General features: G+C 54.9%; 23 protein-coding genes and 1 riboswitch. Of the genes, 10 read left to right on the forward strand and 13 right to left on the reverse strand.

The window, feature by feature from the left end; translation table 11 throughout:
• The first annotated feature begins 77 nt into the window (after nucleotides 1-77).
• The 4 genes from FE848_RS04250 to FE848_RS04265 all read left to right on the forward strand — a co-directional run bounded on the left by FE848_RS04250 (nucleotide 78) and on the right by FE848_RS04265 (nucleotide 4,133).
• Nucleotides 78-1,148 (forward strand): substrate-binding domain-containing protein, encoded by a 1,071-nt coding sequence (locus FE848_RS04250; RefSeq protein ID WP_200201506.1) that lies wholly within the window; start codon nucleotides 78-80, stop codon nucleotides 1,146-1,148.
• Between the two features lie 107 nt (nucleotides 1,149-1,255).
• Nucleotides 1,256-2,980: a potassium/proton antiporter gene (locus FE848_RS04255; RefSeq protein WP_200201507.1), complete on the forward strand. Its 1,725-nt coding sequence runs from the start codon at nucleotides 1,256-1,258 to the stop codon at nucleotides 2,978-2,980.
• Nucleotides 2,981-3,088: 108 nt separating this feature from the next.
• Entirely contained in the window at nucleotides 3,089-3,649 is a 561-nt protein-coding gene (locus FE848_RS04260) for a L,D-transpeptidase family protein (RefSeq protein WP_200201508.1), read from the forward strand.
• 202 nt (nucleotides 3,650-3,851) lie between these two features.
• Nucleotides 3,852-4,133 (forward strand): Lpp/OprI family alanine-zipper lipoprotein, encoded by a 282-nt coding sequence (locus tag FE848_RS04265; RefSeq protein ID WP_200201509.1) that lies wholly within the window; start codon nucleotides 3,852-3,854, stop codon nucleotides 4,131-4,133.
• A 67-nt stretch (nucleotides 4,134-4,200) separates the two neighbouring features.
• Here FE848_RS04265 and FE848_RS04270 read toward each other — a convergent pair whose 3' ends face one another.
• From FE848_RS04270 to FE848_RS04295, 6 genes are all read right to left on the reverse strand, one after another.
• On the reverse strand, nucleotides 4,201-4,953 hold the full coding sequence (locus FE848_RS04270) for an SDR family oxidoreductase (protein ID WP_200201510.1): 753 nt from the start codon (nucleotides 4,951-4,953) through the stop codon (nucleotides 4,201-4,203).
• Between the two features lie 48 nt (nucleotides 4,954-5,001).
• Nucleotides 5,002-6,051 (reverse strand): L,D-transpeptidase family protein, encoded by a 1,050-nt coding sequence (locus FE848_RS04275; protein WP_200201511.1) that lies wholly within the window; start codon nucleotides 6,049-6,051, stop codon nucleotides 5,002-5,004.
• 53 nt (nucleotides 6,052-6,104) lie between these two features.
• Nucleotides 6,105-6,674, reverse strand: coding sequence for a TMEM165/GDT1 family protein (locus tag FE848_RS04280; RefSeq protein WP_200201512.1), 570 nt, complete (start codon nucleotides 6,672-6,674; stop codon nucleotides 6,105-6,107).
• An 80-nt stretch (nucleotides 6,675-6,754) separates the two neighbouring features.
• A riboswitch (yybP-ykoY riboswitch) is annotated at nucleotides 6,755-6,864 on the reverse strand.
• 38 nt (nucleotides 6,865-6,902) lie between these two features.
• Entirely contained in the window at nucleotides 6,903-8,297 is a 1,395-nt protein-coding gene (locus FE848_RS04285; RefSeq protein WP_200201513.1) for a DHA2 family efflux MFS transporter permease subunit, read from the reverse strand.
• Nucleotides 8,298-8,301: 4 nt separating this feature from the next.
• On the reverse strand, nucleotides 8,302-8,727 hold the full coding sequence (locus FE848_RS04290; RefSeq protein WP_200201514.1) for a MarR family transcriptional regulator: 426 nt from the start codon (nucleotides 8,725-8,727) through the stop codon (nucleotides 8,302-8,304).
• Nucleotides 8,728-8,898: 171 nt separating this feature from the next.
• A complete protein-coding gene (locus FE848_RS04295) occupies nucleotides 8,899-10,185 on the reverse strand; it encodes an MFS transporter (protein ID WP_200201515.1) in 1,287 nt (428 codons plus the stop codon).
• A 218-nt stretch (nucleotides 10,186-10,403) separates the two neighbouring features.
• Here FE848_RS04295 and FE848_RS04300 point away from each other — a divergent pair, with 218 nt between their 5' ends.
• The 3 genes from FE848_RS04300 to FE848_RS04310 all read left to right on the forward strand — a co-directional run bounded on the left by FE848_RS04300 (nucleotide 10,404) and on the right by FE848_RS04310 (nucleotide 14,314).
• Complete coding sequence (locus FE848_RS04300) at nucleotides 10,404-11,306, forward strand: helix-turn-helix transcriptional regulator (protein ID WP_200201516.1); 903 nt, start codon at nucleotides 10,404-10,406, stop codon at nucleotides 11,304-11,306.
• A gap of 94 nt (nucleotides 11,307-11,400) precedes the next feature.
• Nucleotides 11,401-13,077: an ExeM/NucH family extracellular endonuclease gene (locus FE848_RS04305; RefSeq protein ID WP_200201517.1), complete on the forward strand. Its 1,677-nt coding sequence runs from the start codon at nucleotides 11,401-11,403 to the stop codon at nucleotides 13,075-13,077.
• 166 nt (nucleotides 13,078-13,243) lie between these two features.
• A complete protein-coding gene (locus FE848_RS04310; RefSeq protein ID WP_200201518.1) occupies nucleotides 13,244-14,314 on the forward strand; it encodes an AraC family transcriptional regulator in 1,071 nt (356 codons plus the stop codon).
• Between the two features lies 1 nt (nucleotide 14,315).
• Here the strand turns inward: FE848_RS04310 and queE are convergent, their stop codons facing one another.
• The 3 genes from queE to FE848_RS04325 form a co-directional block, all read right to left on the reverse strand.
• Nucleotides 14,316-14,972 carry a 7-carboxy-7-deazaguanine synthase gene (gene queE / locus FE848_RS04315; protein WP_200201519.1) on the reverse strand — a complete coding sequence of 219 codons (657 nt, stop codon included), beginning with the start codon at nucleotides 14,970-14,972 and terminating at the stop codon, nucleotides 14,316-14,318.
• Nucleotides 14,972-15,637, reverse strand: coding sequence for a 7-cyano-7-deazaguanine synthase QueC (queC, locus tag FE848_RS04320; RefSeq protein WP_200201520.1), 666 nt, complete (start codon nucleotides 15,635-15,637; stop codon nucleotides 14,972-14,974). The genes queE and queC overlap by 1 nt, the downstream gene beginning before the upstream one ends.
• A 139-nt stretch (nucleotides 15,638-15,776) precedes the next feature.
• Nucleotides 15,777-16,016 (reverse strand): hypothetical protein, encoded by a 240-nt coding sequence (locus FE848_RS04325; protein WP_200201521.1) that lies wholly within the window; start codon nucleotides 16,014-16,016, stop codon nucleotides 15,777-15,779.
• 442 nt (nucleotides 16,017-16,458) lie between these two features.
• Between FE848_RS04325 and FE848_RS04330 the strand changes: the two genes are divergently transcribed.
• Nucleotides 16,459-16,731: a hypothetical protein gene (locus tag FE848_RS04330; protein WP_200201522.1), complete on the forward strand. Its 273-nt coding sequence runs from the start codon at nucleotides 16,459-16,461 to the stop codon at nucleotides 16,729-16,731.
• A 25-nt stretch (nucleotides 16,732-16,756) separates the two neighbouring features.
• Here the strand turns inward: FE848_RS04330 and FE848_RS04335 are convergent, their stop codons facing one another.
• Genes FE848_RS04335 through FE848_RS04345 form a run of 3 tightly spaced genes read right to left on the reverse strand, consistent with a single transcriptional unit; the run spans nucleotide 16,757 to nucleotide 21,235 of the window.
• Entirely contained in the window at nucleotides 16,757-17,170 is a 414-nt protein-coding gene (locus tag FE848_RS04335; RefSeq protein ID WP_200201523.1) for a response regulator, read from the reverse strand.
• Between the two features lie 55 nt (nucleotides 17,171-17,225).
• Nucleotides 17,226-17,777: a hypothetical protein gene (locus FE848_RS04340; protein WP_200201524.1), complete on the reverse strand. Its 552-nt coding sequence runs from the start codon at nucleotides 17,775-17,777 to the stop codon at nucleotides 17,226-17,228.
• Nucleotides 17,774-21,235, reverse strand: coding sequence for a response regulator (locus FE848_RS04345; RefSeq protein WP_200201683.1), 3,462 nt, complete (start codon nucleotides 21,233-21,235; stop codon nucleotides 17,774-17,776). Before FE848_RS04345 ends, FE848_RS04340 begins: the two co-directional genes overlap by 4 nt.
• A gap of 95 nt (nucleotides 21,236-21,330) precedes the next feature.
• Here FE848_RS04345 and FE848_RS04350 point away from each other — a divergent pair, with 95 nt between their 5' ends.
• Nucleotides 21,331-22,410, forward strand: coding sequence for a hypothetical protein (locus tag FE848_RS04350; protein ID WP_200201525.1), 1,080 nt, complete (start codon nucleotides 21,331-21,333; stop codon nucleotides 22,408-22,410).
• Here FE848_RS04350 and FE848_RS04355 read toward each other — a convergent pair.
• Nucleotides 22,404-22,661 (reverse strand): hypothetical protein, encoded by a 258-nt coding sequence (locus FE848_RS04355; RefSeq protein WP_200201526.1) that lies wholly within the window; start codon nucleotides 22,659-22,661, stop codon nucleotides 22,404-22,406. The genes FE848_RS04350 and FE848_RS04355 overlap by 7 nt on opposite strands.
• Before the next feature lie 195 nt (nucleotides 22,662-22,856).
• On the opposite strand from FE848_RS04355, the gene FE848_RS04365 reads away from it, so the two are divergent.
• Entirely contained in the window at nucleotides 22,857-23,201 is a 345-nt protein-coding gene (locus tag FE848_RS04365; protein ID WP_200201528.1) for a hypothetical protein, read from the forward strand.
• Nucleotides 23,202-23,209: the final 8 nt, after the last annotated feature.

Below are 23,209 nucleotides of genomic sequence, written 5' to 3' on the forward strand. Positions count from 1 at the left end.
TTTTTATTCTGATACAGTAATCAAGCTCTCTTCAGGCAAATTAGCACTCCCAGCACACCTAAGGAATATGAACTCGAATGCATAACAAAAAACTGGACATAGCCCCTGCCTGGGTGTTTCGCACCGACTCAGATGAATTCTTCGAGCCGGTTCTGTTTCGTTTGCTCGAAAGCATTCGCGATACCGGCAAGCTAACGGTTGCGGCAGCAACTGCAGGGATTTCATACCGCCATGCGTGGAACCTTCTGAACCGGGCGGCGGATATTCTGGGGTTGCCGCTGGTGATTATGCGCAAGGGCCATGGCAGTCAGCTCTCTGCCCTTGGTGAAACGTTGCTATGGGCAGAGCATCGAGTGAAAGCCCGGCTGGGACCGCAAATCGACAGCATGACGGCAGAACTTAACGATCAGGTTCAGCAGTTGCTCGCGGGTGCGCAACCCACCCTGCGCCTGCATGCCAGCCACGGGTACTCGGTGGCACTGCTGCCGGAGTTTTCACAGCAGGTAAACATCAACCTGCAGTACCGGAACCCGGAAGACGCTCTTTCTGCACTCAATAGCGGTGAATGCGACGTTGCGAGTTTTCACATACCGACCTGCCCGGCACTCGCTCGACAGATTCTCAGCCACTACCAACGGCACCTGAGCGACAACAATCATCGCCTGATCCGTTTTGTTACCCGGCGCGAAGGGCTGATGATGCGCAAAGGTGAGCATGAACACATTCGCACCTTGAAGGATCTGAGCGAATCCGGCCTCAGTTTTGTCAGCCGCGACCGCCATTCCGGCACCCGCATCCTCTTTAACTTGTTACTGAAGCAGCAGGGGCTTGCAGAGCGCAGCATAAATCGCACGCCTCAACAGGAGTTTACCCACACGGCGATTGCCGCTTTTGTGGCTTCGGGTATGGCAGAGGTAGGCTTTGGTGTGCAGGCAGCGGCGGAGCAGTTCAATCTGAGCTTTATTGAATTGGCGAGTGAGCACTACATGCTGATTTATCGTCAGGACCGAATGCCCAACTCCACACTGGAGCACCTGACCGCACTGATTAAATCGCAGGCGCTGATCGAGAAAATCAACAGTGTACCGGGGTACGAACCGGACAATCCCGGTGAAACCACCACACTTGATGCGCTGGTCGCCAGGTGACATCGAGGAACACTCTTACTTGTCTATCGGGCCCGCGATGGGCAAACTTGGACTAGCCCACTCGCGCTTCCGCCATTTCCCGGCAAGCAGTCACATACGGAGTTCTAATGGATCCAATGCTCACCCTGGTCGGTGCTCTGATGCTTGTCATCAGCATCCTGTTGAGCCCGCTTTCCAGCCGGGTAGGCATGCCGGTCCTGCTTGTTTTCCTTGCGGTGGGCATGATGATGGGCAAAGACGGCCCGGGCGGCATCGAATTCGATGATTTCCAACTTTCCTTCCTTGTAGCCAGCCTGGCGCTCGGCGTTATCCTGCTTGATGGCGGCATGCGAACCCGGGCTGAAACCTTCCGCGTTGGCCTGAAACCCGCCATGTTGCTAGCTACGGTCGGTGTTGCCATAACAGCACTGGGGGCAGCGCTTGTCGCCTGGCTTGTGTTCGATTTGAGCTGGATGACCGCATTGCTGGTGGGCGCCATCATTTCATCCACCGACGCGGCTGCCGTATTTTCGTTGCTGCAGGGGCGCGGACTGCACCTGAATGAGCGGGTGAGTGCCACTCTGGAAATCGAATCCGGTAGTAACGATCCCATGGCGATCTTCCTGACGCTAATGATGGTTACCCTGATTGCCAGCGACGGCGATCACGCCATTCAGGATTCACTGATTCTGTTGTTCAAGCAGTTCAGCATTGGTGGGATTGGCGGCGTCCTTGGCGGCTTTCTGATTTCCGAGCTGACCAACCGCATTCGCCTGATGCCATCACTCTATCCACTGCTGGTAGTAGCCGCAGGCATTCTGTTGTTCTCCGTTATTAACCTGTTGGGCGGCAGCGGATTTTTGGCAATCTATCTTTGCGGCGTGGTGATCGGCAACCGCAAGGTTCGGATGATGCCGATGATTCTGCAGGTGCACGACGGCCTGGCCTGGCTGGCTCAGCTTTGCCTGTTCCTGATTCTGGGGCTTCTGGTGAACCCCTCCGACCTGCTGCCACTGGCGGGAGCGGGCCTGGTACTGGCGTTGGCAATGATTTTCGTGATCCGGCCGATCACTGTTCTGGCGACGCTCTGGCCCTTCGGCTTTAACCGCCGGGAGCTGGGCTTTATCAGCTGGGTGGGTTTGCGAGGTGCCGTGCCGATCGTGCTGGCACTATTCCCGATCATAGCCGGCCTACCGGAAGCACAACTGGTGTTCCATGCGGCTTTCTTTATTGTTCTGGTTTCTTTGTTGGTTCAGGGCACCACAATAACACCGCTTGCGCGCCTGTTGCGCCTGGAAATCCCGGCAGATGGTGAGCCTTTTCGCCGTTTGCCCCTGGACGCCCCTGCGGCGGGCGACCACGAATTGATGCTATTCCCGTTGCGAGGCGAGAACTGGGAAACCCCAAGGTTGCTGAGCCAACTGCGCTTCCCTGAAAACACGGCTGTTGCCGGCGTATTCCGCAACCGGGTGTGTCTACAGCCAAAAGCTGATCTGGAGGTATCCAGTGGCGACATGGTGGCCATGTTTGCCACGCCCAGCGTGCTGAAGGAGCTGGGCAAAGCACTAAGCGGCCGTCACACGCCGAAGTATCTCGCGGAAAGAGCTTTTTTTGGGGACTTTGTGCTGAACGGCGATGCGCTGCTTGGTGATGTAGAGCAGGTTTACGGCATTGAGTTTGATGAGCTGGCCCCGGAGCTGTCGCTGGCTGAGTGCTTTGCCAAACGCACCAAGGGCCACCCGGTTATTGGCGATACCGTGGTCCTCGGGCCCGTCACGCTGGTGGCAAGGGCAACAGAGGCCGACCAGGTCACCAAGGTAGGCTTAAAAATGGATCGGTCACAAAACGTGTGACCTATGCACGAGATAGCCATAAAAGTTAACAAAACCCCTTAACATTCCAATGAGCAGTTATGTTATAAACTGAACTGCGTAAAGATTAATCATTGGTAAGCTTAGGATATGGCTATTCCCCGTTTATTACCCCGATTCCTCCTGGCGTTTTTCATTACGGCTTGTGTTCCGGCCTATGGCACAGAGTTGCTGGCCAGAGCCGATACCCACATGCCGGTAGTCAAGGATTCACCAAGCGACTCCCTGGTGGTGAACAAGGTATTGGTGAAAAAAGGGCAACGCCGTCTTTTCCTGATGAACGGGGAAGAAGTTGTACGCAGCTATCGCATATCCCTTGGGGATAACCCCGAGGGGCACAAGCTCTACGAGGGCGACCAGCGAACCCCCGAGGGCGAGTACACTCTTGACTGGCGGAACCCCGGCAGCGACTTTTACAAGTCCATTCATATTTCCTACCCCAGCAAAACAGATCGCGAGATGGCCGAAAACTGGGGGTTGAGCCCTGGTGGCAGCATTATGATCCACGGCTTGCCAAATGGCGCCGAGGATATGGCCTTTGCCTATGCCGGACTGGACTGGACCAATGGCTGCATTGCAGTCAACAACCAGGAGATGGATGAAATCTGGCAACTGGTCAACGACGGCACCCCAATTCGCATCCTTCCCTGATGACATCCCCGTGGCACAAGTATTAAGTTGCTGTCACATCCTAAGAAAATATACATATACTGAGTTAACATTTACTCTCAGAGTGTTTTACACTGTTTCACGACTCCGGTAGTCAATGCCTATCGGGCCGCAGCTGTGAAAAAGTCGTCTACACTGACTTTTGGAACATCAGGAAATAACTCGACCAATAAGGGGATTTACAATGCGTAAACTGACAATCGCCGGAATCGCACTGGCTACTGCTCTGACTGCAGGCTGTGCAACTACCGATCAGGGCGCTCTTGACGAAGCAAATGCAACTGCAAGCTCTGCTGAGCAGTCCGCAGACAAGGCACTGAACACCGCTAACAGTGCAGCAAGCGCTGCGCGTTCTGCCCAGCAGACCGCTGACCGTGCACTGGCCGCCGCTAAAGCAGCTCAGAAATCTGCTGACGAAGCAAACGAGCGCGCCAAGCGTATGCTCGAGCGTGCAAGCAAGAAGTAATACTTCTGCTTGAAAGCACGATAGAAAAAGGCCGGGAATCCCGGCCTTTTTTATTGCGTCTGATTCGTCAGAACAGCTTCGCCAATACCGAAACCGGCAGGCGGCGGATAAGGAAACCGATAGGCGTCCAGGGCCAGCCGGGTACAAAACTCTCGCTCTTCCCGGACTCAATGGCTTTCACCATCGCCTTGCAGCCGGTTTGTGCATCCACAATGAACGGCGCATTCTTCACCTTCTCATTGATTGCCGTTCTGATGTAGCCCGGATACAGCGTTGTCACCTTGATGGGGGATTTCGCCTTTTTCAGCTCAACCCTCAAGCCCTCTGAAAGCGCCGCAAGGCCCACCTTGGTTGCCGCGTAGGTGTTCACATTACCCGGCATGCCTCGCACAGCAGTTACTGACGACACAGTAACCAGGTGCCCCCGGTTTTGCTCACGGAAAATCTCCATGGCCGCTTCCATTTGCGCCAGGGCGGCAACAAAGTTGGTTTCTGCAGTTTGGCGGTTGGCGTTGAAAGCACCAGTGCCCAGAGGTTGGCCTTTGCCAATGCCGGCATTAACGATAATCCGGTCCAGGGTGCCAAATTCCTCTTGAAAGGCCCGGAACACCTCAAAATTCTGTTCGTGATTATTTACATCAAGAGCACGAATACTGATGGTGATCTGCGGGTATTTACCCGCCAACTCCTCCCTCAGGGCTTCCAGCCGCTCGGTGCGACGAGCGCACAGGGCCAGGTTATCACCTCTGGCCGCAAACTCACGGGCCATGCCCTCACCAAGCCCGGAACTGGCTCCGGTGATCAGTATGGTGCGTTTCATGAATTCTCCCGATTTATCGTTATATGGAAAACTGCGCTGCGCGCGACATCAGAAATACAGCTTCTGTTCCGGCTTATCTGATACTGGGCTCTGTTTGTCTTTAGACGTTTTGTCTGAAGCCACCTGTGAAATCTGCTCTCCCACCATAGCCGGAATACCGTCGGCCTGGTCTACCGCCAGCTCTATCGCCTTGCGCTGAACCTCTACACCCGGGTGTTTCAAGCGGAAGGCTTCAACCTCCTGAGTTACTTCTCGCCATAGGCGATCTCTGTCCTGCTGGCTGTAGTCTTCATGGGGGCGGTGAACTTCAAGCCACACTTCTCCTCCGGACATGCCCATCTTTACCGGCTTATTCACAATCTGGACCGACGTCCCTTTGCTCACCTGATAAACAAAACGCGAAATGTCTTCGTTGTACATGCGAAAGCAGCCATGACTGACAGGCATTCCAACGCCAAACCGTTTGTTGGTGCCGTGAATCAGATACCCCTTCTCACTCAGCAAAAGAGCGTGGGTTCCTAACGGGTTATCCGGGCCAGGCGGAATCATGCGGGGGAGGAAATCACCCGAGGCTGCATGCTCGGCACGAATGCTCTCGGGGGGATACCACGCCGGCGATTCCAATGGCATGGTGACCTTTGCATCGGCCAGTGGGGACGGATTCTCGGAGGTGCCGACGCCCACCGGATAGACCTGCACACCATCTTCTGCGAAATAGTAAAGTCGGTATTCCGCCAGGTTAATCACAATGCCTTCACGGCGGACATCCGGAATTATGTACTGGCGCGGCAGGGTGATGTTGGTGCCTTCACCCGGGAGCCAGGGATCGACCCCCGGATTGGCTTTCACCAATTCCAGATAGCCCATTGCAAGCTGGCTACCCACTTCGGCAAAGGTATCTTCGTACTGGGTGGTAAACACGTCGAGCCGGCCCGCCAGATCCCCTTTGATCTCGAACGTTGGTACACGGGGGCTACGATCCGTTGCCTGCACCGTCGCAGGCTGCTCTGGTGTGCTTTTTGGCTTTGCCGCCCACACCGGCTGAAAAGCCAGGCTTCCTGCTAGTAACGCCAGTACTGAATACGTTTTAAATCCCATAAACCCCATTCCAGATAAACCTGCTTCTTGGCATGCAGTGACAGCCGACACCCTCAGTAGTTCCAAACCACTGATGACAGTGTCACCACCGCCATAACTGCGAACAATATACTTGCACAAACCCGGGCAGCTGCCAGCGGCAATCTGTCCATCAACCAGTGCCCCGCTATGATAACCGGTATATTGGCCAGCAACATCCCCGCTGTTGTACCGATAACAACCCAGAGCGTCTCAGTATAGCGAGCTGCCAGAACAACGGTGGCTATCTGGGTTTTGTCGCCCATCTCTGCGAGAAAGAACATCACCGTGGTTGCTGTGAAGGCGCCCATGCCCAGAAACCGTGAGCTTTCGCTGTCGTCTTTATCTGGCACCAACAACCACAGGGCAATTACCACAAAGCTCAGGGCGAGAATCCAGGGTAACCAGGCTGCAGGAATCCAGGCGGCCACCCAGGCTCCCAACCAGGCCGATAGTGCGTGATTCAGGATCGTCGCAATGAGTATGCCCATAATGATGGGAAAGCGCTGGGAGTAGCGAGCAACGAGGAACAGCGAGAGTAGCTGGGTTTTGTCGCCAATTTCGGCAATGGCAACGGCTACTGTAGAAGTGAGAAATGCGTCCATGGATTCTTCCGGGGCGGATAGTCAGACATGAGACAGCTCACCATCCGCCCTTGGGGGTGAAACTGCCTCAGGTCTCGCCAATTTCACTGAATCCAAGTGAAACACGGTAGCCATGGGGATTGAGCCCCAAGTATGTTGACTACCGTCCGCCCCGGATAACCGATGCGGAGGCTACTCCCCTGAAGAGTTGGACCAATGCTAGTCAATCACGCGGAGTTTGGCAAATCACTAGGCACGCATGCGCCAAACAGGTACCACCGCAACCGCCACAAACACAGCAACCAGCCACCAGGCCGTATGGAACGCATTGATGGTGGGTACGCCGCCGCTGTGCTCACCGAACTCAATAGTCAGTGCCACAATGTTCACGCCAAAAGCGCCACCCAACTGACGGGTAAAGTTGATGGTACTGGAGCCTGCGCCCAGCTCTTCGGGTTTGAGCGGGTTCAGTGCGCCTATAGACAAGGATGGCAGCATAAACCCTATTCCTATCCGGCCGAACACCGTCCATAGCGCAAGCCAGCCAAACGCCAGAGTAAGATTGGATAACGCAAAGAGGATAGCCGATGAAGCAAACATCGCCATGCCGAAAATAACCAGTTTGCGGGCATCGCCGCCGCGGTCAGCCAGTTTTCCCGCCAGTGGGAAGGTCATTCCCAAAACAATGCCCGCTGGCAGCATCAACAGCCCTGCCTGAGTAGCTGTGTAGCCCAAGGCCGTTTGAACGTATAGCGGTATCAGGTAAGTGGAACCAAACAGGGCCAACCCCAGTGCCATAGCGCCCAGATTGGCGTAAAGGAAGCTGGGCTTGCGCAGCAGGCCAACATTCACCAGGGGGTGTTCTATGCGCCTTTCACGCAGTACAAACATGAGCAGAAACACCAGCGCCACCAGCCCTTCGAGGGCAACCCGAACCTCCTGGCCACCCAGGTTTTGCAGGCGGTTCAGAGTATCAAGGGCAAACCCGATAGTGGCACCCAGCAACACCAGCCCGGGCAGATCAAAGCGGTAAGGAGCTGGCCGGGTGGCTGGCACCGGCAGAAATCTCAGTGCCATAAATACGCCAATGAACGTGACCGGTGCTGGTGCAAACATTACAAAACGCCAGTCCAGCTGATCCACCAGAAAGCCGCCAAGAACCGGCCCGAGTGCCGGGGCCAGCACCACGCCCATGCCATAGATACCCATAGCCTGACCGCGTTTATTGCGGGGAAAGATGCGGAACACCAGGTACATGCCCATGGGCTGCATAAGGCCAGCCATGGCGCCTTGGCCAATTCGGGCCGCAATGAGTTGCTCCGGCGAACTGGCAAAACCGCCAATCACGGAAATCACCGTAAATGCAGCCATGGCAACCGCCAGCGTCTTGCGCACGCCGAAGTGATCAAGCAGCCATGAAGAGGCCAGCATGGTGGTGGTCATGGCTGCAATAAACCCGGTTGCCAGCCAGTGCACCATGCCTTGGCGGATATTGAATTCCACCATGATTTCGTGGAGCGCCACGTTCACCACAGTGGCACTCAGCACCGTAGCGATGGTGCCCACCATGACCGTGCAGACGGCTAGCCAGCGCCAGCTGTTACCATATCGGGCCGTCAGCCCCGCAACTGAATTATCACTCAAGTGATTACTTCTGCTTTTCGCCGTTTTCCATGATTCTGTGGAACACCTTCAAGGCAACTGCAATATCGCCTTCGTCCACGCCTTCGAGCATTTCGTCCCGAAGCATGTTGGCGCGGTCGGTGAGGACTTCCATGAATTCACGGCCCGGGTCGGTCAGGTGCAGTCGACGGGCTCTGCGGTCGTTAGGGCATGCCCGGCGCTCAATCAGCCCCTGTTGTTCCAGGTTATCGAGCAGGCGCACAAGTGTCGGGTTCTCAATGGCCATCAATCCGGCCAGTTCGCGCTGGGTCAGGCCTTCACCGCCTTCTTGCAGGTAGACCATTGTGGTCCAGCGAGCCTGGGTAACACCCAGATCTTTCAGGCGTTCGTCTAACAGCTTGCGCCAGCGACGGGTTACCCGGGCGACAGCAAAAGGGAACTGATCTTTCATAACTAATACTCCGTTCCGGGGCCGGATTCGCGCTCCGCGAATCGCGCAGCGCCGACCAAAAGGCTTACATTACAGGAAAGCTACCAATAGCAAGCTAACAATTGTATTAAAAATAGATGTAAACGCAAAACAGAATCGGCAAAAAAACAGAAAAAATACAGATCCTGTGAGTCAGCCCGTTTGGCGCAGGGACTCCTCATGCATTTCTTCAACCTCGGGGGACTCGCAGAACTCTGTATTTCGCGGATCGAGCTCAGTAAGCACAGAGGATGTTTCCGGCATGGCCGGCACATAGTGCTCCTGATCTTCTACTGCCACGTCTTCTGTGTAGGTAATGCGCAGGGATGTAACGATGGCAAGAACCAGCAGGAACCCGGCGTTGCCCAGGAATAAACCTTTCGGACCCAGCAGGTTGATCAGTTCAGCCATCACAATAGGACCAATCACGCTGCCAACACCATAGCTAAGCAGCAGCGTGGCACTGGCCGCCACAATACGTGTGCTTTCCATACGGTCGTTGGTGATCGCAACGGAGATCGGGTAAATCGTTGCCGAAAGGCCAGTGAACGCGCCAACAAGAAGCGTTAGCTGCCAAAGGTTATCTGCACCGGTAAAGCTGACACCAACCGCTGCAAGTGCGGCAAAAGACACCACCCAGAACATTACACGGCGACGATCAAAGCGGTCACAAAGCCGCCCCAAAGGCCAGGCCAACAGCATGGCCGCAATAATAGCACTGGCCATAAAGGTTGAAGTTTTGGCGACATCAAGCCCCATCAGGGTGGCGTAAACCGGCCCCATGGCATAAAACCCACCAATTAGCACGCCACAGATCAGGGCGCCGGCAACACCGGTGAACGACTCTCGGGCCAGCGTGAAAAAGGAGATGCGCTGCACCTGTTCAATAACCGGCGCTTCCATCCGCGTTAGCGACAGAGGTACCAACGCCAGTGTCAGCAAGATTGCAGCAATGGAAAACGGCATGAAGTTGGCGGGGTCGCCCACGTTGATTATGAGCTGACCACCTGCAGCAGAAAGGTAAAAAACAATCTGGTATACCGCGAACATTGCCCCGCGATTGCTGTTGCTCGCGCGGCTGGAGAACCAGCTTTCAATAACGACCAGAACACCAGCAATGGTAAAACCGGAGAGCACACGCAGGAGCGCCCAGAACACCATCGATATCGCCATCGGGTACATTAGTGACGTTACCGCCGCAATCGCTGCAAATACGGCAAACGCGCGTATGTGCCCAACACGGCCGATAATATGGTGTACGTAGAGAGTGCCCAGAACAAAGCCGATGGAATAGCACACCAGCACCCAGCCGATGATGTCGGGCGAAACCGCTTCAATGCTCAGGCGAATACCCAGCAACGTCATCAGAAATGCATTTCCGCTGACCAGCAAAACGATGCTCAAAAGGAGAGCTGAAAGAGAGGCGACCATTCGGGTCATGGCGGAAACTCCGGGGGTTTCTAACAAGCTATTACAGCAGCCCTTTGCGGGCCTGACTACTAAGCACTTCCCGAAGCCGAAGAAGGCCTCAAAGCATACCAACAAGCGGCCATGGCGACGTTTTACAATGTTTTACATTAATGTGCCGTAACAGACCCGCAAGTCCATAGGAGGTAACATCAATAATCATTATTCAACGAAACCGTGAGCGCCTGGTTATGAAAAAAACGGACTGGCCCATCCGATGGGATTTGCTGCTTCGCTACCGTCTCATCGAAACCATCGCACTGTGGGAAGGTCGCCTTACGACAAACCACATTTGCCACAGCTTTGGCATCGGCAGGCAGCAGGCATCCAAGGATATCAATACATACCTGCGCGAACTCGCTCCGGGCAACCTTGTTTATGATCGTCATCTCAAGGGCTATGTGCCATCTCCCCGCTACCAGCCTGTAGTAACCCGCGGGCACGTCAGCGAGTACCTGGATCTTCTGGCCCGCCAGCAAAGCCTCAGCAGCACATTTGAAGCCCTGGATATCGGCTTGCCAGACAGTACCGTTGTATACAGCCCCAACAGAGTCATTGCACCCGAAACCATGCGCGCTGTGGTAACAGCAACACGCCATGGCAGGCAACTCCGGGCCAGCTACTCCTCACTGAGCCGCCCCGAAGCCGTAGAAGGTATTCTTGAGCCACATACTCTGGTGTGCACAGGTGATAACTGGCACCTGCGAGCCTGGTGCGATTCCAACCGGGAGTTCCGGGACTTTGCCCTCAGCCGTTTCCACGCAGCACCTGTGGCCCTGCGGCAAAAAGCCAAGCACCCGATACAGCAGGACGAAGACTGGAACCGCACGGTTACCATGTCCATCTCCCCAGATCACCGCCTTACCGAAGCACAGCAAAAAATCATCGAGCTGGATTACGGCATGGAACATGGCTGCCTGGAAGTTGAGACCCGCGCGGCTCTTGCACCCTATGTGTTATCGCGCCTGGGCATCACTCTGGATAACTACCACCCCGACCCCCTCGTTCAGCAGCTTGAGCTGACCAATCCGGACCACCTAGGGTTTGGCAGCAAACGTGAGCGTGCTCTGAAAGCCGTTGCGGGCCTCCGTTAACCGTTAAGCGAGCAGTGTGAATCCAAGAGCCGGATACCTTCGCGCCCTAGTTTTAATTCTATTGCTGCTGCCGTCCTTTCAGGCATGGGCTGCCATGTCCTGTGGAGGACCAGCAACGCCGATCTCCAAAATTCAGGGGAAAGGCGACCGCTCCCCGCTTGCAGGTCAAAAAGTTACTGTCGAGGGCGTGCTCACACTCGATGCCCGCATGAAAGGCGGTTTTAGCGGCTTTTACCTGCAACAGGCTGACACTGAAACCGATGGCAACCCTGAAACCTCGGAAGCCCTGTTTGTTTACACCCGCAAGAAAACCGGCACGCCCGGTGAGCGTCTGCGAGTTACCGGTACCGTAAAAGAATTTCACGGCCTGACCGAACTGGTTGAGGTAAAGGCGATACAGTCTTGCGGCCCCGCGACGGTTCCTGGCGCTCAGATTTTATCCCTGCCGGGGTCGATTAACCTGGAGTCGCTGGAAAACATGCGCGTACGTGTAACCCAGCCCTTAACCATTATTGATTCCTGGAACCTCGCTCGTTACGGCGAACTAACGCTGGCCAGCAACGATCAGGTTGTGCCTACCGAATATCTGGAACCTGGGCCCAAGGCCGCAAAGATTGCAGCGCGCAACCTGCAGCAGAGGCTGCTACTGGATGATGGCCGCGGCGTGCGCCAACCTAAGCCGATTCCCTGGCCCCCGGGCGGGCTAACGGGCACGAACACCGTACGCAGCGGCGATAGAGTCCATGAAATAGCTGGCATTCTCGACTACCGGTTTGGTGCATGGAGAATACAGCCCGAGCGCCCTCCGGTTTTCAGCCCGGTTAACACTCGCCCTATAGCCCCGTTGCGGCCAGACACCCAACATATCCGGGTGATGACCATGAATCTGGAAAATTACTTCAATGGTGATGGTGCAGGCGATGGTTTTCCCACAACACGGGGTGCGCCAACCGCAAAGGCACACAAAACCCAGCTCAAGCGGCTGGTAGAGGCTCTACAAGCACCAGACCCGGACATACTGGCGATTACAGAACTGGAAAACGACGGTTACAGCGAGACCAGCGCAATAGCGCAATTGACCCGAGCCCTCGGCCAGGAATGGTCTTTTATCGCGACCCCGGGCGCAGATGGTAACGACCAGATACGCACGGGCTTGCTGTACCGGCATGATCGCATTACAGCTGAAGGGCAGCCCGAACGCCTCACCACTGGGCTGTTCAGCCGGCCGCCAATAATGCAGGCGTTCAGGCCCAAGGGCCAAAGCCTATCCATTCAGGTAGTCGTGCCACACCTCAAATCAAAATCCTGCCGGGGTGCTACCGGAAACAACCAGGACAACAACGATGGCCAGGGCTGTTACGCTCACCGTCGCTCAGAGGCTGCTCAGGCACTTGTGCAATGGCTTGAGCAACTACCAACAACCACAGCCCATGTCGGCACGTTGATCACCGGTGATCTCAACAGCTATTACAAGGAAACACCGCTGACCACCCTGAAACTTGCCGGCTTCACCAGTATGGTGCATCACTTCCACCCATGCTCAGCACAGCAGTGTGATCACTACACCTTCAGGTACAAGGGCCAGAAAGGTTCTCTGGATTACGCGCTTGCGTCGTCGTCTCTGGTGCCACGGGTGCTCAACGCAACTACCTGGGCCATCAACGCAGATGAGCCCCGGGCCCTCGGTTACAAGACAAGTTTGCCGGGCACCACTGCCTTACCCTGGCGTTCTTCCGATCATAATCCTGTGATTACCGATATCCGGCTCTGACCCTTGCCTCATATTCCTGAGGGATTCCGCTGATATACCCACCAATTGGCCTGCCACCCCCATTTACCCGTCATTGAAGTCATGGGGGCCGGGTGCTGCAAAGGTCATAATCAGTGTCAGCATTCAGATTTACTGACAACAAGAACAGCGGATAACAAGGATTACCATGCGTGTCTCTGCTTCCAATACACAGGATCTGGGTATGCCGGCCATCTACCTGCATATACTGGCTGAACTGCTAAAAACCATTGGTCTGGACGAGCGCGACCTGCTGCTCAGGGTTGGATTGGACCCTGTCCGGCTGCAGTCAACAGACGTTCGGGTTAGCCACGCGCAAGCCAACGAATTTGTGACCCGCGCCATTATTGAAAGCGGCGAACCCGGCCTTGGCATTATGCTGGCCCGTGAACTGAAACTGCCTTTGCACGGTGCACTGGGCGTGGCTGTGATGAGCAGCCGCACGTTGAAAGACGCGCTGGATATGATGACACGCTACCTCACGCTTCGGGCGCCACATCTGCGCGTTAGCAGTCGCGAGCACGGCGATGCGATGCACTACACCATTCGCTGTGATGGCGACCCGGGGCCCCTGCAAGGGTTCATTGTGGACGCCATGCTGTTTGGCTGCGCCTTCATGGGCGAACAGCTTACGGGCACCACTATCGGGGGGGCGGCGATTCTACGAAAAGGCCCGGAACCCTCGTATTTCCGTCGGTTCCGACAAGCGATCGTGATACCGGTAAACTATGGCTCCCAGGAAGATGCTCTGGTCATTCCCCAAGGCATGCTGTCAGCGCCCATCCGCTTCAGTGACGATCAGCTTGCAGCATCGTCACGCGCCCAGTGTGAAGATGCCTTGAAACAGCTTACAGAAGATGCAGGCTTCGGGTGCCGGGTGCGACGGGTGATTGAAACCAGCTATCCCTTCCCACCAAAGCTGGCGAGAGTGGCGGCCACCCTGTTTGTATCCGAGCGCACATTAAAACGCCGACTGCAGGAAGAGAATGCCAGTTTTCAGAATTTGGTGGATCAGGTTCGGCTGGAACGTGCCCGGGAACTGCTCACCGGCACCAGCATGAATCTGAACCAGATTGCAGACGTTCTGGGCTATGCCGATGCGGCAAATTTTACCCGGGCATTCAAGCGCTGGACGGGAAGCAGCCCCAGCCGGTACAGGGATGCAGAAGAAAAACCAGGCAGGATGTTTCTACACTCCGGCACCCCAGCTCATGCATAAATCAGTCAATGCCGATAATTTTGTGCATTTGTAAGGTCAGACGCCAGCGGGGGTTGGCCAGGCAATAATCCGTCGCTTTGCGGGTATTGCTCTGCTTGATCGGGTCTGTACTGCCGTCGGGCGCCGATGGCGAGGCCATTGGCGACAGGAATAAATGCCGGGCGTTGAAGTGAACAAACCGTTCCGGCATGGCTTCAGGCTGAGGGTACACCAGCTTCAACTCATCACAGGCTTCAATCACCACCGGCGCGTCTGCCTTGGGGCTCACACACAACCAGTCAATCCCGGCGGGTGCAGGCAAGGTACCGTTGGTTTCCACACCCACTTCAAAGCCCACCTTGTGAAAGGCCTCGATCAACGGTTCGTCCAACTGCAGCAATGGCTCGCCACCGGTACACACTACGTAGGGCGCACCCGGCGCATCCGGCCACAAGCCGAGAATATGATCTGCCAGAGCTTCTGCTGTCTCAAAAACACCACCATTCTGGCCATCGGTGCCTACAAAGTCTGTATCGCAAAAATTACATACGGCCGCCGCCCGGTCTTTTTCCCGACCAGTCCACAGGTTGCACTTGCTGAAACGACAGAACACCGCAGCGCGACCGGCTTGGGCGCCCTCACCCTGCAAGGTGTAAAAAGCTTCTTTTACTTTGTACATTAGCGACCTGCCTCATAGGCCAGCGGGTCTGAAAGACCATTCTCTGCAAACGCCTCAAGTCGTTCTACGCAAGACCCACAAAGCCCGCAAGCCTTTTCCCGGCCGTTATAACAGGTCCAGGTGTGAGCGTAGTCGAGCCCAAGCTTAAGGCCTTCAGCCAGAATATCGCCCTTGGTCATGTGCATGAAGGGCGCCTCAATGCCAACGGGCTCATAGTTGGCAACCCGGCATACAGCGTCCATCTTTTCTACAAATTCGGGCCGGCAGTCAGGATAGATTGCATGATCTCCACCATGGGCGCCATACCAAACCGCGCCGGCGTTCACCGTCACCGCATAGCCTGTAGCCAGCGAGAGCAGGATCATATTCCGGTTTGGCACCACAGTGGCCTTCATGTTGTCTTCGTCATAATCGCCCTCGGGTATGTCACCGCCGGAGGTAAGCGCAGAGCCAGACATAACCTCGCTCATGGCACGAATATCTATAACCTTGTGGGGTATATCCAGGGTGGCACACACCGAACGGGCAACATCCAGTTCACGCACATGGCGCTGGCCGTAGTTGAACGATAAAGCGTGAACCTTCAGCCCTTGCGCGCGCGCGCGGTGGAGCAAAGTGAAGGAGTCCATGCCTCCGGAATAGATAACAACCACGGTGTCAGTCATGCAGGCTCCTGGCAAGCGGATAAAGGGTTCTGTAAAGACCGGGTAATCACGAGGCGGTATTGTAGCAGTGCAAAGGCAGGAAGGGTTTACGCCCGTATAAAACGGGCGAAGGTGCCAAGACCTGGAGCTGGTTTCTACGTTAGTGCTTGAGCGCACTCATTTTGAGAGCGATCACTTCCAGACCACCTCTCAAAGTGGACAGCGTCCAGTATGTAACCAGCGCCATCAGCCCTGCACCAATAACGGTGAAGGCCAAATCATCACCAACAACCTGTTCTTTTGCCAGCACCATGTACATGGCCAGCGCGGCGATCAAAATAATTTCTACGACAAAATGGAAACGGAACTTATTACGGGCAGATCCGGATTCGTCGGACATTTTCTTAGGTTTCAACCTCTGGGTATCTATCAGTATGGGTGATTGGTTAGTGTGCAAATTATCCCCCAAACTGCCCCGAACATCTGTACGAGTTAGTGGCTACGGACTTTCCACTACCAAAAACTGCGCGTTCCTTACCCGCGTCTGTAGGGGTTTGCCGCAGCTCTCGGACTATTGCAAACACCGGCTTAACGGATACACTATCGGATCAAATACACCAGAAACGCCCGTTATGATCCGAATGATTCCACAGCTCTTGATAAATGCCGCAGCAGAATGCCGTAAAGGCCACTGTGTGCGTGCGATGGTAGAAGTTATCTAACGGCTTTCGGTCAGTTCCCGGGAGCCTTTCAAGCGACCGGGGCAGCATCTCCAGCAAACCCCGGTTGCCCTCGGCTCCGGGGTTTTGTTTTTGCTGTCGAACAACGACAAGGAGATCACCATGAAAAGACAACACACAACGCGTGCCGCTAACCAGCCTATCAATAACCGGGCAGGGGCTATTCGTCGCCCGGAACAGCTACCGCTGCTGGATGCTATCTGCAAAAAGCTGAACCAGCGCGTGAATCTGGATGACGAGCAGAGGGTACTTGGCGTTTACGAGCGGGGGTGGATCTTTAACGGCGTGCTTGCCAGCCTGGGCAGTGCGGAAGCACGCTACGTTCGCGCGCTGGCTACCCGCCACAACTCCTGGATTGCGCGTCAGGTGGCATAACGCGACAGCACATGGTTTGAGCCGGTCAATGGCGCCGGTTCAAACCATTCATAACAGCCGTATCAGGGCCATGCACCACCGCGTAGTTATTAATCACATCGAGTATCTTTTCCTGCGAGTAAGGCTTCACCACATAACCATTGGCGCCGGCACTGATTGCCCGCTGAATACTGTCGATGGAGTCATCTGCTGTAACCAGAACAATATGCTGGCCATCCCGTGCTTTTTTGAACTCTTTCATCAGTTCGTGTCCGTCTCCATCCGGTAAGCCAAGATCCAGAAGGATAATATTGAACTTACCATCGTCAAACGCCTTGCGGCCCGCTGCTACGTTTTCGCAATCCGTTACATCTGTAGCGCCTGCCTTGTAGAGCATATCCACCAACCGTTCGCGCATTACCGGCTCATCTTCCACAACCAGTACCGTCAGCTTATCCATTACTATCTCCTTTTTCGTCGGGCGCAGGTTGTCCGGGTTTCGTGTATCCCGATGATTACCACGAATCGGCGCCGGTATGCCGGGGAAGGTCCAGAGGCGCATGTGTTGCTCTGGCCGGGTTACCGGCATCTGCTACATGCCCCTCAGCGCGCGGGCTGTAGGCATCCTGATCACCATCACGGGTCAGAATATTGCTGATTGCCACGGCGGTGGAATAGAGCGATATAGCAAGAATGAGCAGAATCGGCTGCACAAACGCCACATACCCCGGCACTTCAGCGCCACTAATAATGCTCAGTATAAGGATGATGGCCGGCCCTAGCACTACAAACAGCGTCAGAGCGATAAAGAATACAATACGCTCCTTGTAACGGCCAAGATCCCGATTTATTACCAACCCCAATACGAATTTGCCTATGGCCAACCCGGCAAGAATGGCCGCAGCTATACTCAGGTCTGCATGCATCAGCATCTCGTAGAGGCGCCCGTCCCATAGGCGCTGCATGCCAATAACAAGAAACGGGAAAAGCACGAACAGTACGTCGGCATAGGTGCCGTACATCATGCTCATGGACTGCTGTTCACGGTGTAACTGGCGCTCACTCATTGATCCGTTCCTGTTTCGTTCTGGGTTAGTTCACGCTCGATCATGTCATTCAGTATCGCAAACTCGCTTTGTATCTGACTCCACTGGGGGTCCGTTTCCTTCACAAGTGCTTCTACAATGCCTGCCTGAAGGGTCATTTCCGGGTAGCCCATGGTGCCAGCAGACCCTTTTATCTGGTGTGTTTCAGTCTGGAGTACTTCCCGGTCACGGTCTGCCATTGCCTGCTTCATTCGCTGCTGGCGTGTGACCAGCCCCGCCAGGAATCTGGCTACCAAGCGGCGCATGGCCTCATCTTCTTCCAGCTCGGCGGGACCGGAATCCAGAAAACGAGCCAGCAACGCTTGCAGTCGATGTTCGTCTATCGGCTTCTCGAGCACTCCGTCGCAACCTGCTTCACGCAGTGCGTCGGTTTCCTGCTGATCGCCCGCCGTGAATGCAATAATCGGTCGCCGGAAACCTGCCTGCCTGAGCAGTTGGGTTGCCTCAACGCCATCCATTTCCGGCATGTGTCTGTCCATAAGCACCAGCTGCACTGTATCTGAAAGTGCCTTGCGCACGGCTTCATCGCCTGTCGCAACAGAGACAACCTCAAGGCCCAGGCGTGTAAGCATTCGCTCTACCAACTGCCGGTTGTCGGCATTATCTTCTGCTACCAGCACCCTGCCGCAATGTTGCGGAGCGGGCACCACGGAGCTACCCGCTTCAACCTCAAGGTAGCGCGCCAAAACCTCATAAAAACGCTGCTTGTCGATGGGTTTCGCCAGGTGCTCATTGCAGCCCGCCAACCGGTAATCGGCAATATCCTCGGTCATGACATTAGCGGTTAACGCAATTACCGGCGTATTCACCCCCGCCTCCCGCAACGCCACGGTCGCATCGCGGCCATTCATCACCGGCATCTGGATATCCATCAGAATCAGATCAAACGGTTCCCGAATGGCCATTTCCAGGGCTTCCGCACCGTTGCCAACGTGCACCATCTCAGCACCCGTGCGGCTCACCAGTAACGATACCAGGCGGCGATTCACGTCGTTATCTTCTGCACAGAGTATACGCCCGGAAAGACGCGGCGCCACAGTCACCGGGAAGCTTCGGCGGCGCTGGTTCAGCTCGGAGGCATCCCGCAGGAAGTGAACCTGCTCCAGAGAGCCCGTGCAAATGGACAACTCGAACTCACTGCCCTCACCGTAGGTACTGCTGACGCGGATACTGCCACCAAGCATTTCTGCCAGCCTGCGCGAAATACTCAGGCCAAGGCCGGTGCCGCCATACTGCCGGGAAATCGCGGCACTGCCCTGAGCAAAAGGATCGAATAGCCGGCCTATCTGCTCCGGCTTCATGCCAATCCCGGTGTCCACAATGCGGGCAACCAGAACTTCTGCCTGGCGCTCACACCGGATTGCCAGGGAGATCGACCCTTTTTCGGTAAATTTAAGCGCATTTCCACACAAATTAATAATAATCTGGCGCAAACGTGTGGGGTCGGTCTGGATCTGTTCAGGCAATGGAAATTCACAAACTATATTGAAATCCAGGCCTTTTTCCCGAGCCCGAGGTTCAAAAAATGCGCGAATCTCATCCAGAAGCTCTGGCAGGTTTACCGAGATCACATCGACATCCAGTTTGTTGGCATCGATTTTGGAGTGATCGAGAATGTCGTTCACCAATTCCAGCAGGTGCCGCCCGCTGCGGACGACCGTCTCCGCGCTGCTGCGCTTTTCCTGTTCATCAAGGTCCGGGTCCATAAGGGTTTCGCCGTAGCCAATGATGGCCGCCAGCGGCGTGCGGATCTCGTGGCTCATGTTGGCAAGGAACTGGCTCTTGGCCTCGGCGGAGTTACGGGCCAGTTCTTTCTCGAGCCGCTCCTGTTCCCGCTCACGTTCAATGCGCTGGCGCCGATGGCTTTCGGTGGAATCAACACAGGTACCTTCCAGATGGGTCGGCTCGCCATCGGTGTCATAAGCGGTGTGGAGCGAAATAATGGCCCAGCGTTCTTCCCCTGAGCGGGTCAGATAGCGGGCCTCAACGCCTTTTACCGTGCCCCGCGCTTGCAATTGCTCAACCACTAGCTCCCGCAGCCGGTCATCGGCTATGCATGCGTCCAACACATCGGGGTTAGCTTCCAGTAACTCCTGGCTGCTACCAAAACCCATCAAGCTCGCCATAGCCGGGTTAGCTGTTACAAATTGGCGTTCGGCCGACATCTGAAAAACGCCCTCAATGGCATTATCAAACAGTGACTGGTATCGCTGCAGGTTAGACAGCGCCCGGCGGCTCCAGCTCAGCGCCTGGCCCTGAACCTGTTTGATGCGATCTGCCAGGGCAAAAGAAAACAGAATAATCTGCGCAGTTAGCCCTATCTGGGGTGCATAGCCTGTGAACGTATTGAGCGGCAGGTAGCCCATAACCGTCATTCCGTATATACCAAAACCAACGAGGGCAAGAGTCCATGCGAAAAAATAGGAGCGGGCCGCTGGGTTGTAATAGCGCCAGGACAAATAGCTCACCACGATCAAAATCAGGCAAAGTATCATCGAGCCGATAACAATCCATTCCATGGCAATGTGGTAAGGCACAAAGAGCGACAGAACAAAGGTAAGAAGCACCGAGTGACGGCACATGATCAAAACCCGGTCCAGATCCAAAGACCGGGTGCGGGTTTCAAGGAGTGCCCGGGCCATCAACAGGCCCCAGAACCAGGTCATGATGATCTGTAGATGCAGATACTCCTTGTTGAACAACGCAGGGCGGCTGTCCAGAAGCTGGATTCCATGTACCTGCTCGGTGGCGATAAACACGCCAGCAGACACCAGATAGAGCACATAGTAGATGTTACTGCGCTCACGAACGGAAACCGCAACAAACAGGTTGTAAGCCAGAATGGCAAGCAAGCTGCCCAGCAGGGCACCCCGGATAATTTCGTCTACCGACACCTTTTCAATGTAGCTGTCCGGGCTCCAGAGGCTGATGGGCAGACGGAAGGTGTTGGTATTGATAATGCGCAGGTACACAGATGAAACGCTACCCGGCTCCAGATCCAACCGGAACGTGGGGTTGGGCACTGCCAGATCACGCTCTGCCCAATTATCATGATAGCCAGCCTTGCGCTGATCGATAAGCTCACCGTCGCGCACCATATACAAGGCAACTTCATCTACCAGCGGCAGAGCCAACTCCAGAATCCATTCTTTACTGGCCACTCCGGGATCCGCACGCACATCAAAGCGAATCCAGTAAGCCGATTCGGTATAGCCAAAATTCAGCACGCCGCTTTCGTGCCGGGTAAACCGCTCGGGCGCCATGGCAAGGATGTCAGGCAAAAGATAAAGCTGGCCGGCATCCTCCAGATACTGGATGCAGCCGCCAAAATCGCGGAGGCTTTCCGTGCCCCTGTCCAGAACAAGCTGACCATTGCGGCACGACTCTTTAGCGCTCGCCACGCCAGGCACCAGAACCATAGACGTGACAAGGCATATCACGAAAAGCAGCCACTGTACTGCTTTGAATGAGGCCGGTTTACACCGTTGCTGCAAAATGTGATCTCCGCGCGGGCATGAGCCTGTTTTATAGTTTATTGTCAGCAGTCGGATCGGGGCAGACCGCCCCGCGGGTATTTACTTTAGCCGTTTATGGCTGCTTTCGCACCTCAGGGCCTTCTGAAATGAGACACTCCTGCTTTTTCACTGCTATCTCCATCGCACTTCTTGGCATCAGTGGGTGCAAGATGGCGGATACCGGGCCTACAGGGATTAATCCTGCGTCTAACGTGGACTACTCGCTCCCAACATTCACACTTCAAGACAGAGAAGGCCTTGAGCCCGTGTTGAAATATACCGTTTTCCGTGATGTTTACCGGGGAGTAGAACCTCTAGTTGCAGGAAACGACAACGGTTTAGCAGCTGAATTGCGCGAGCACCTTGACGCTTTTTTAAATACTGTCCCGACCCAAAGTGGCACCGATTACATCAGTACCCGCAATCCGGTCGACCTGATGAATGAAGTAATTCGCTCCGGACAGGTGGATAATTTTAATGAAGGCCGGCGACTCATGGTCTCGAGCATCAGAGATAATCGGGCCGCAACCTACAACACTCCTGCAAATCAAGTCCTGACGCGTTTCTCAGAATACAACAGTGATGAAAACACCCCTCCGGAAGATCGCGCCTGGATCTACCGAATGCTGGATTGGACTTACAACGCTAATATGGGAAAGGTTTTCCGGGCGATGCTGTTCGTCGCCACTCCACCAGCCCAGACTACCAGTGCTACCCCGGAAATTGCTAGCGCCTCCTGGAGTGGCCGTTACGCCAAAGAAACCTTCAGTGCGACCGGTTTTAACATGCCGGAATATTCAGCAACGAGCTTTGAAGGCCGCTCCCGCGGAAAAGTGGAACTCCTGCAAGAATTCGTTGCCCTGCAAAGAGACACCCTTATTCTTACAGAAGCTTCCGGTGTTTCAGTGAATGGTACAGAACCAGATTGCGTTAGGGCTGTGTTTCAATACAACACGTCACGCGTGAAGGTGTTTATATCGAAAGATAAGCCCTCAAATTCCCCAAACAACTGCGGCAATCAAACAGAGGGCGAACAGGTGCTGGAATACGACATAGTCACAATCGATACTCGTCAGTAGTAACGCTGACCATCCAGCTGCCAATTCTGCAAAAAGCCTTTTTTGCGGTCGATCATGCGCTCGTAGGCTGAAATCATGACGGCTACATGGGGCGCTTTGGCCAGTCGCAAAATTTCGATTCGGCGCTCCAAACGTTCCACTTCGGTGCAGACTTGTTGATGCACGTGAGTACACACACTATCGTGGTGGTCGAGCCGAACCTGCCGGGGCGATGGGGGGATTTCTTCGTAGGGATTTCTTGGCTTATCCATTGCGTATCTCATCCATTGAGTTGCCGCGGTTCCTTCATCAGACTGCAGTTTGCACAACTGTCTAACAAAGTGCAACAAAATGAACAGAGTTTCACTTCTATGCAATAAATCAGGTACCAGCACTACACTCAGAGAATCCTGGCGAATCCGCTGCTATAGTTCCCGTTACCAATTTCACCGCTACCAGGATTGTTTATGAGCCAGACCTCCGTTGCCGATACCCTCAGGGAATACCTGTCTCTGCTAGAGCTGCTGGACGACGCCTACTGGGAAGCCTCCAACATTGCCCACAAGGACATGCTGTACGACATCATCAGTATTTTCAGCCAGGAGGTGTCGGAGATAAACAAACTCAGCATTCAGGATCACCACTATCCCTATGAGGTGATCACTGAAGGCATTCGTCGTGTTGTACCAAAACTGGAAAGGCTGGATGAAAGCCGCGAGGACGTCATTCAGCGCACGCAAACGCTGACAGACTTCCGGGACATACTTTCATCCGTACTCGGTATTCTTGAGGATCAGTTAAGAACCCTGTGAGCGGTCGC

It is taken from the genome of Marinobacter sp. 1-3A, from assembly GCF_016597775.1.
GTDB classification, from domain to species: Bacteria; Pseudomonadota; Gammaproteobacteria; order Pseudomonadales; family Oleiphilaceae; genus Marinobacter; species Marinobacter xiaoshiensis.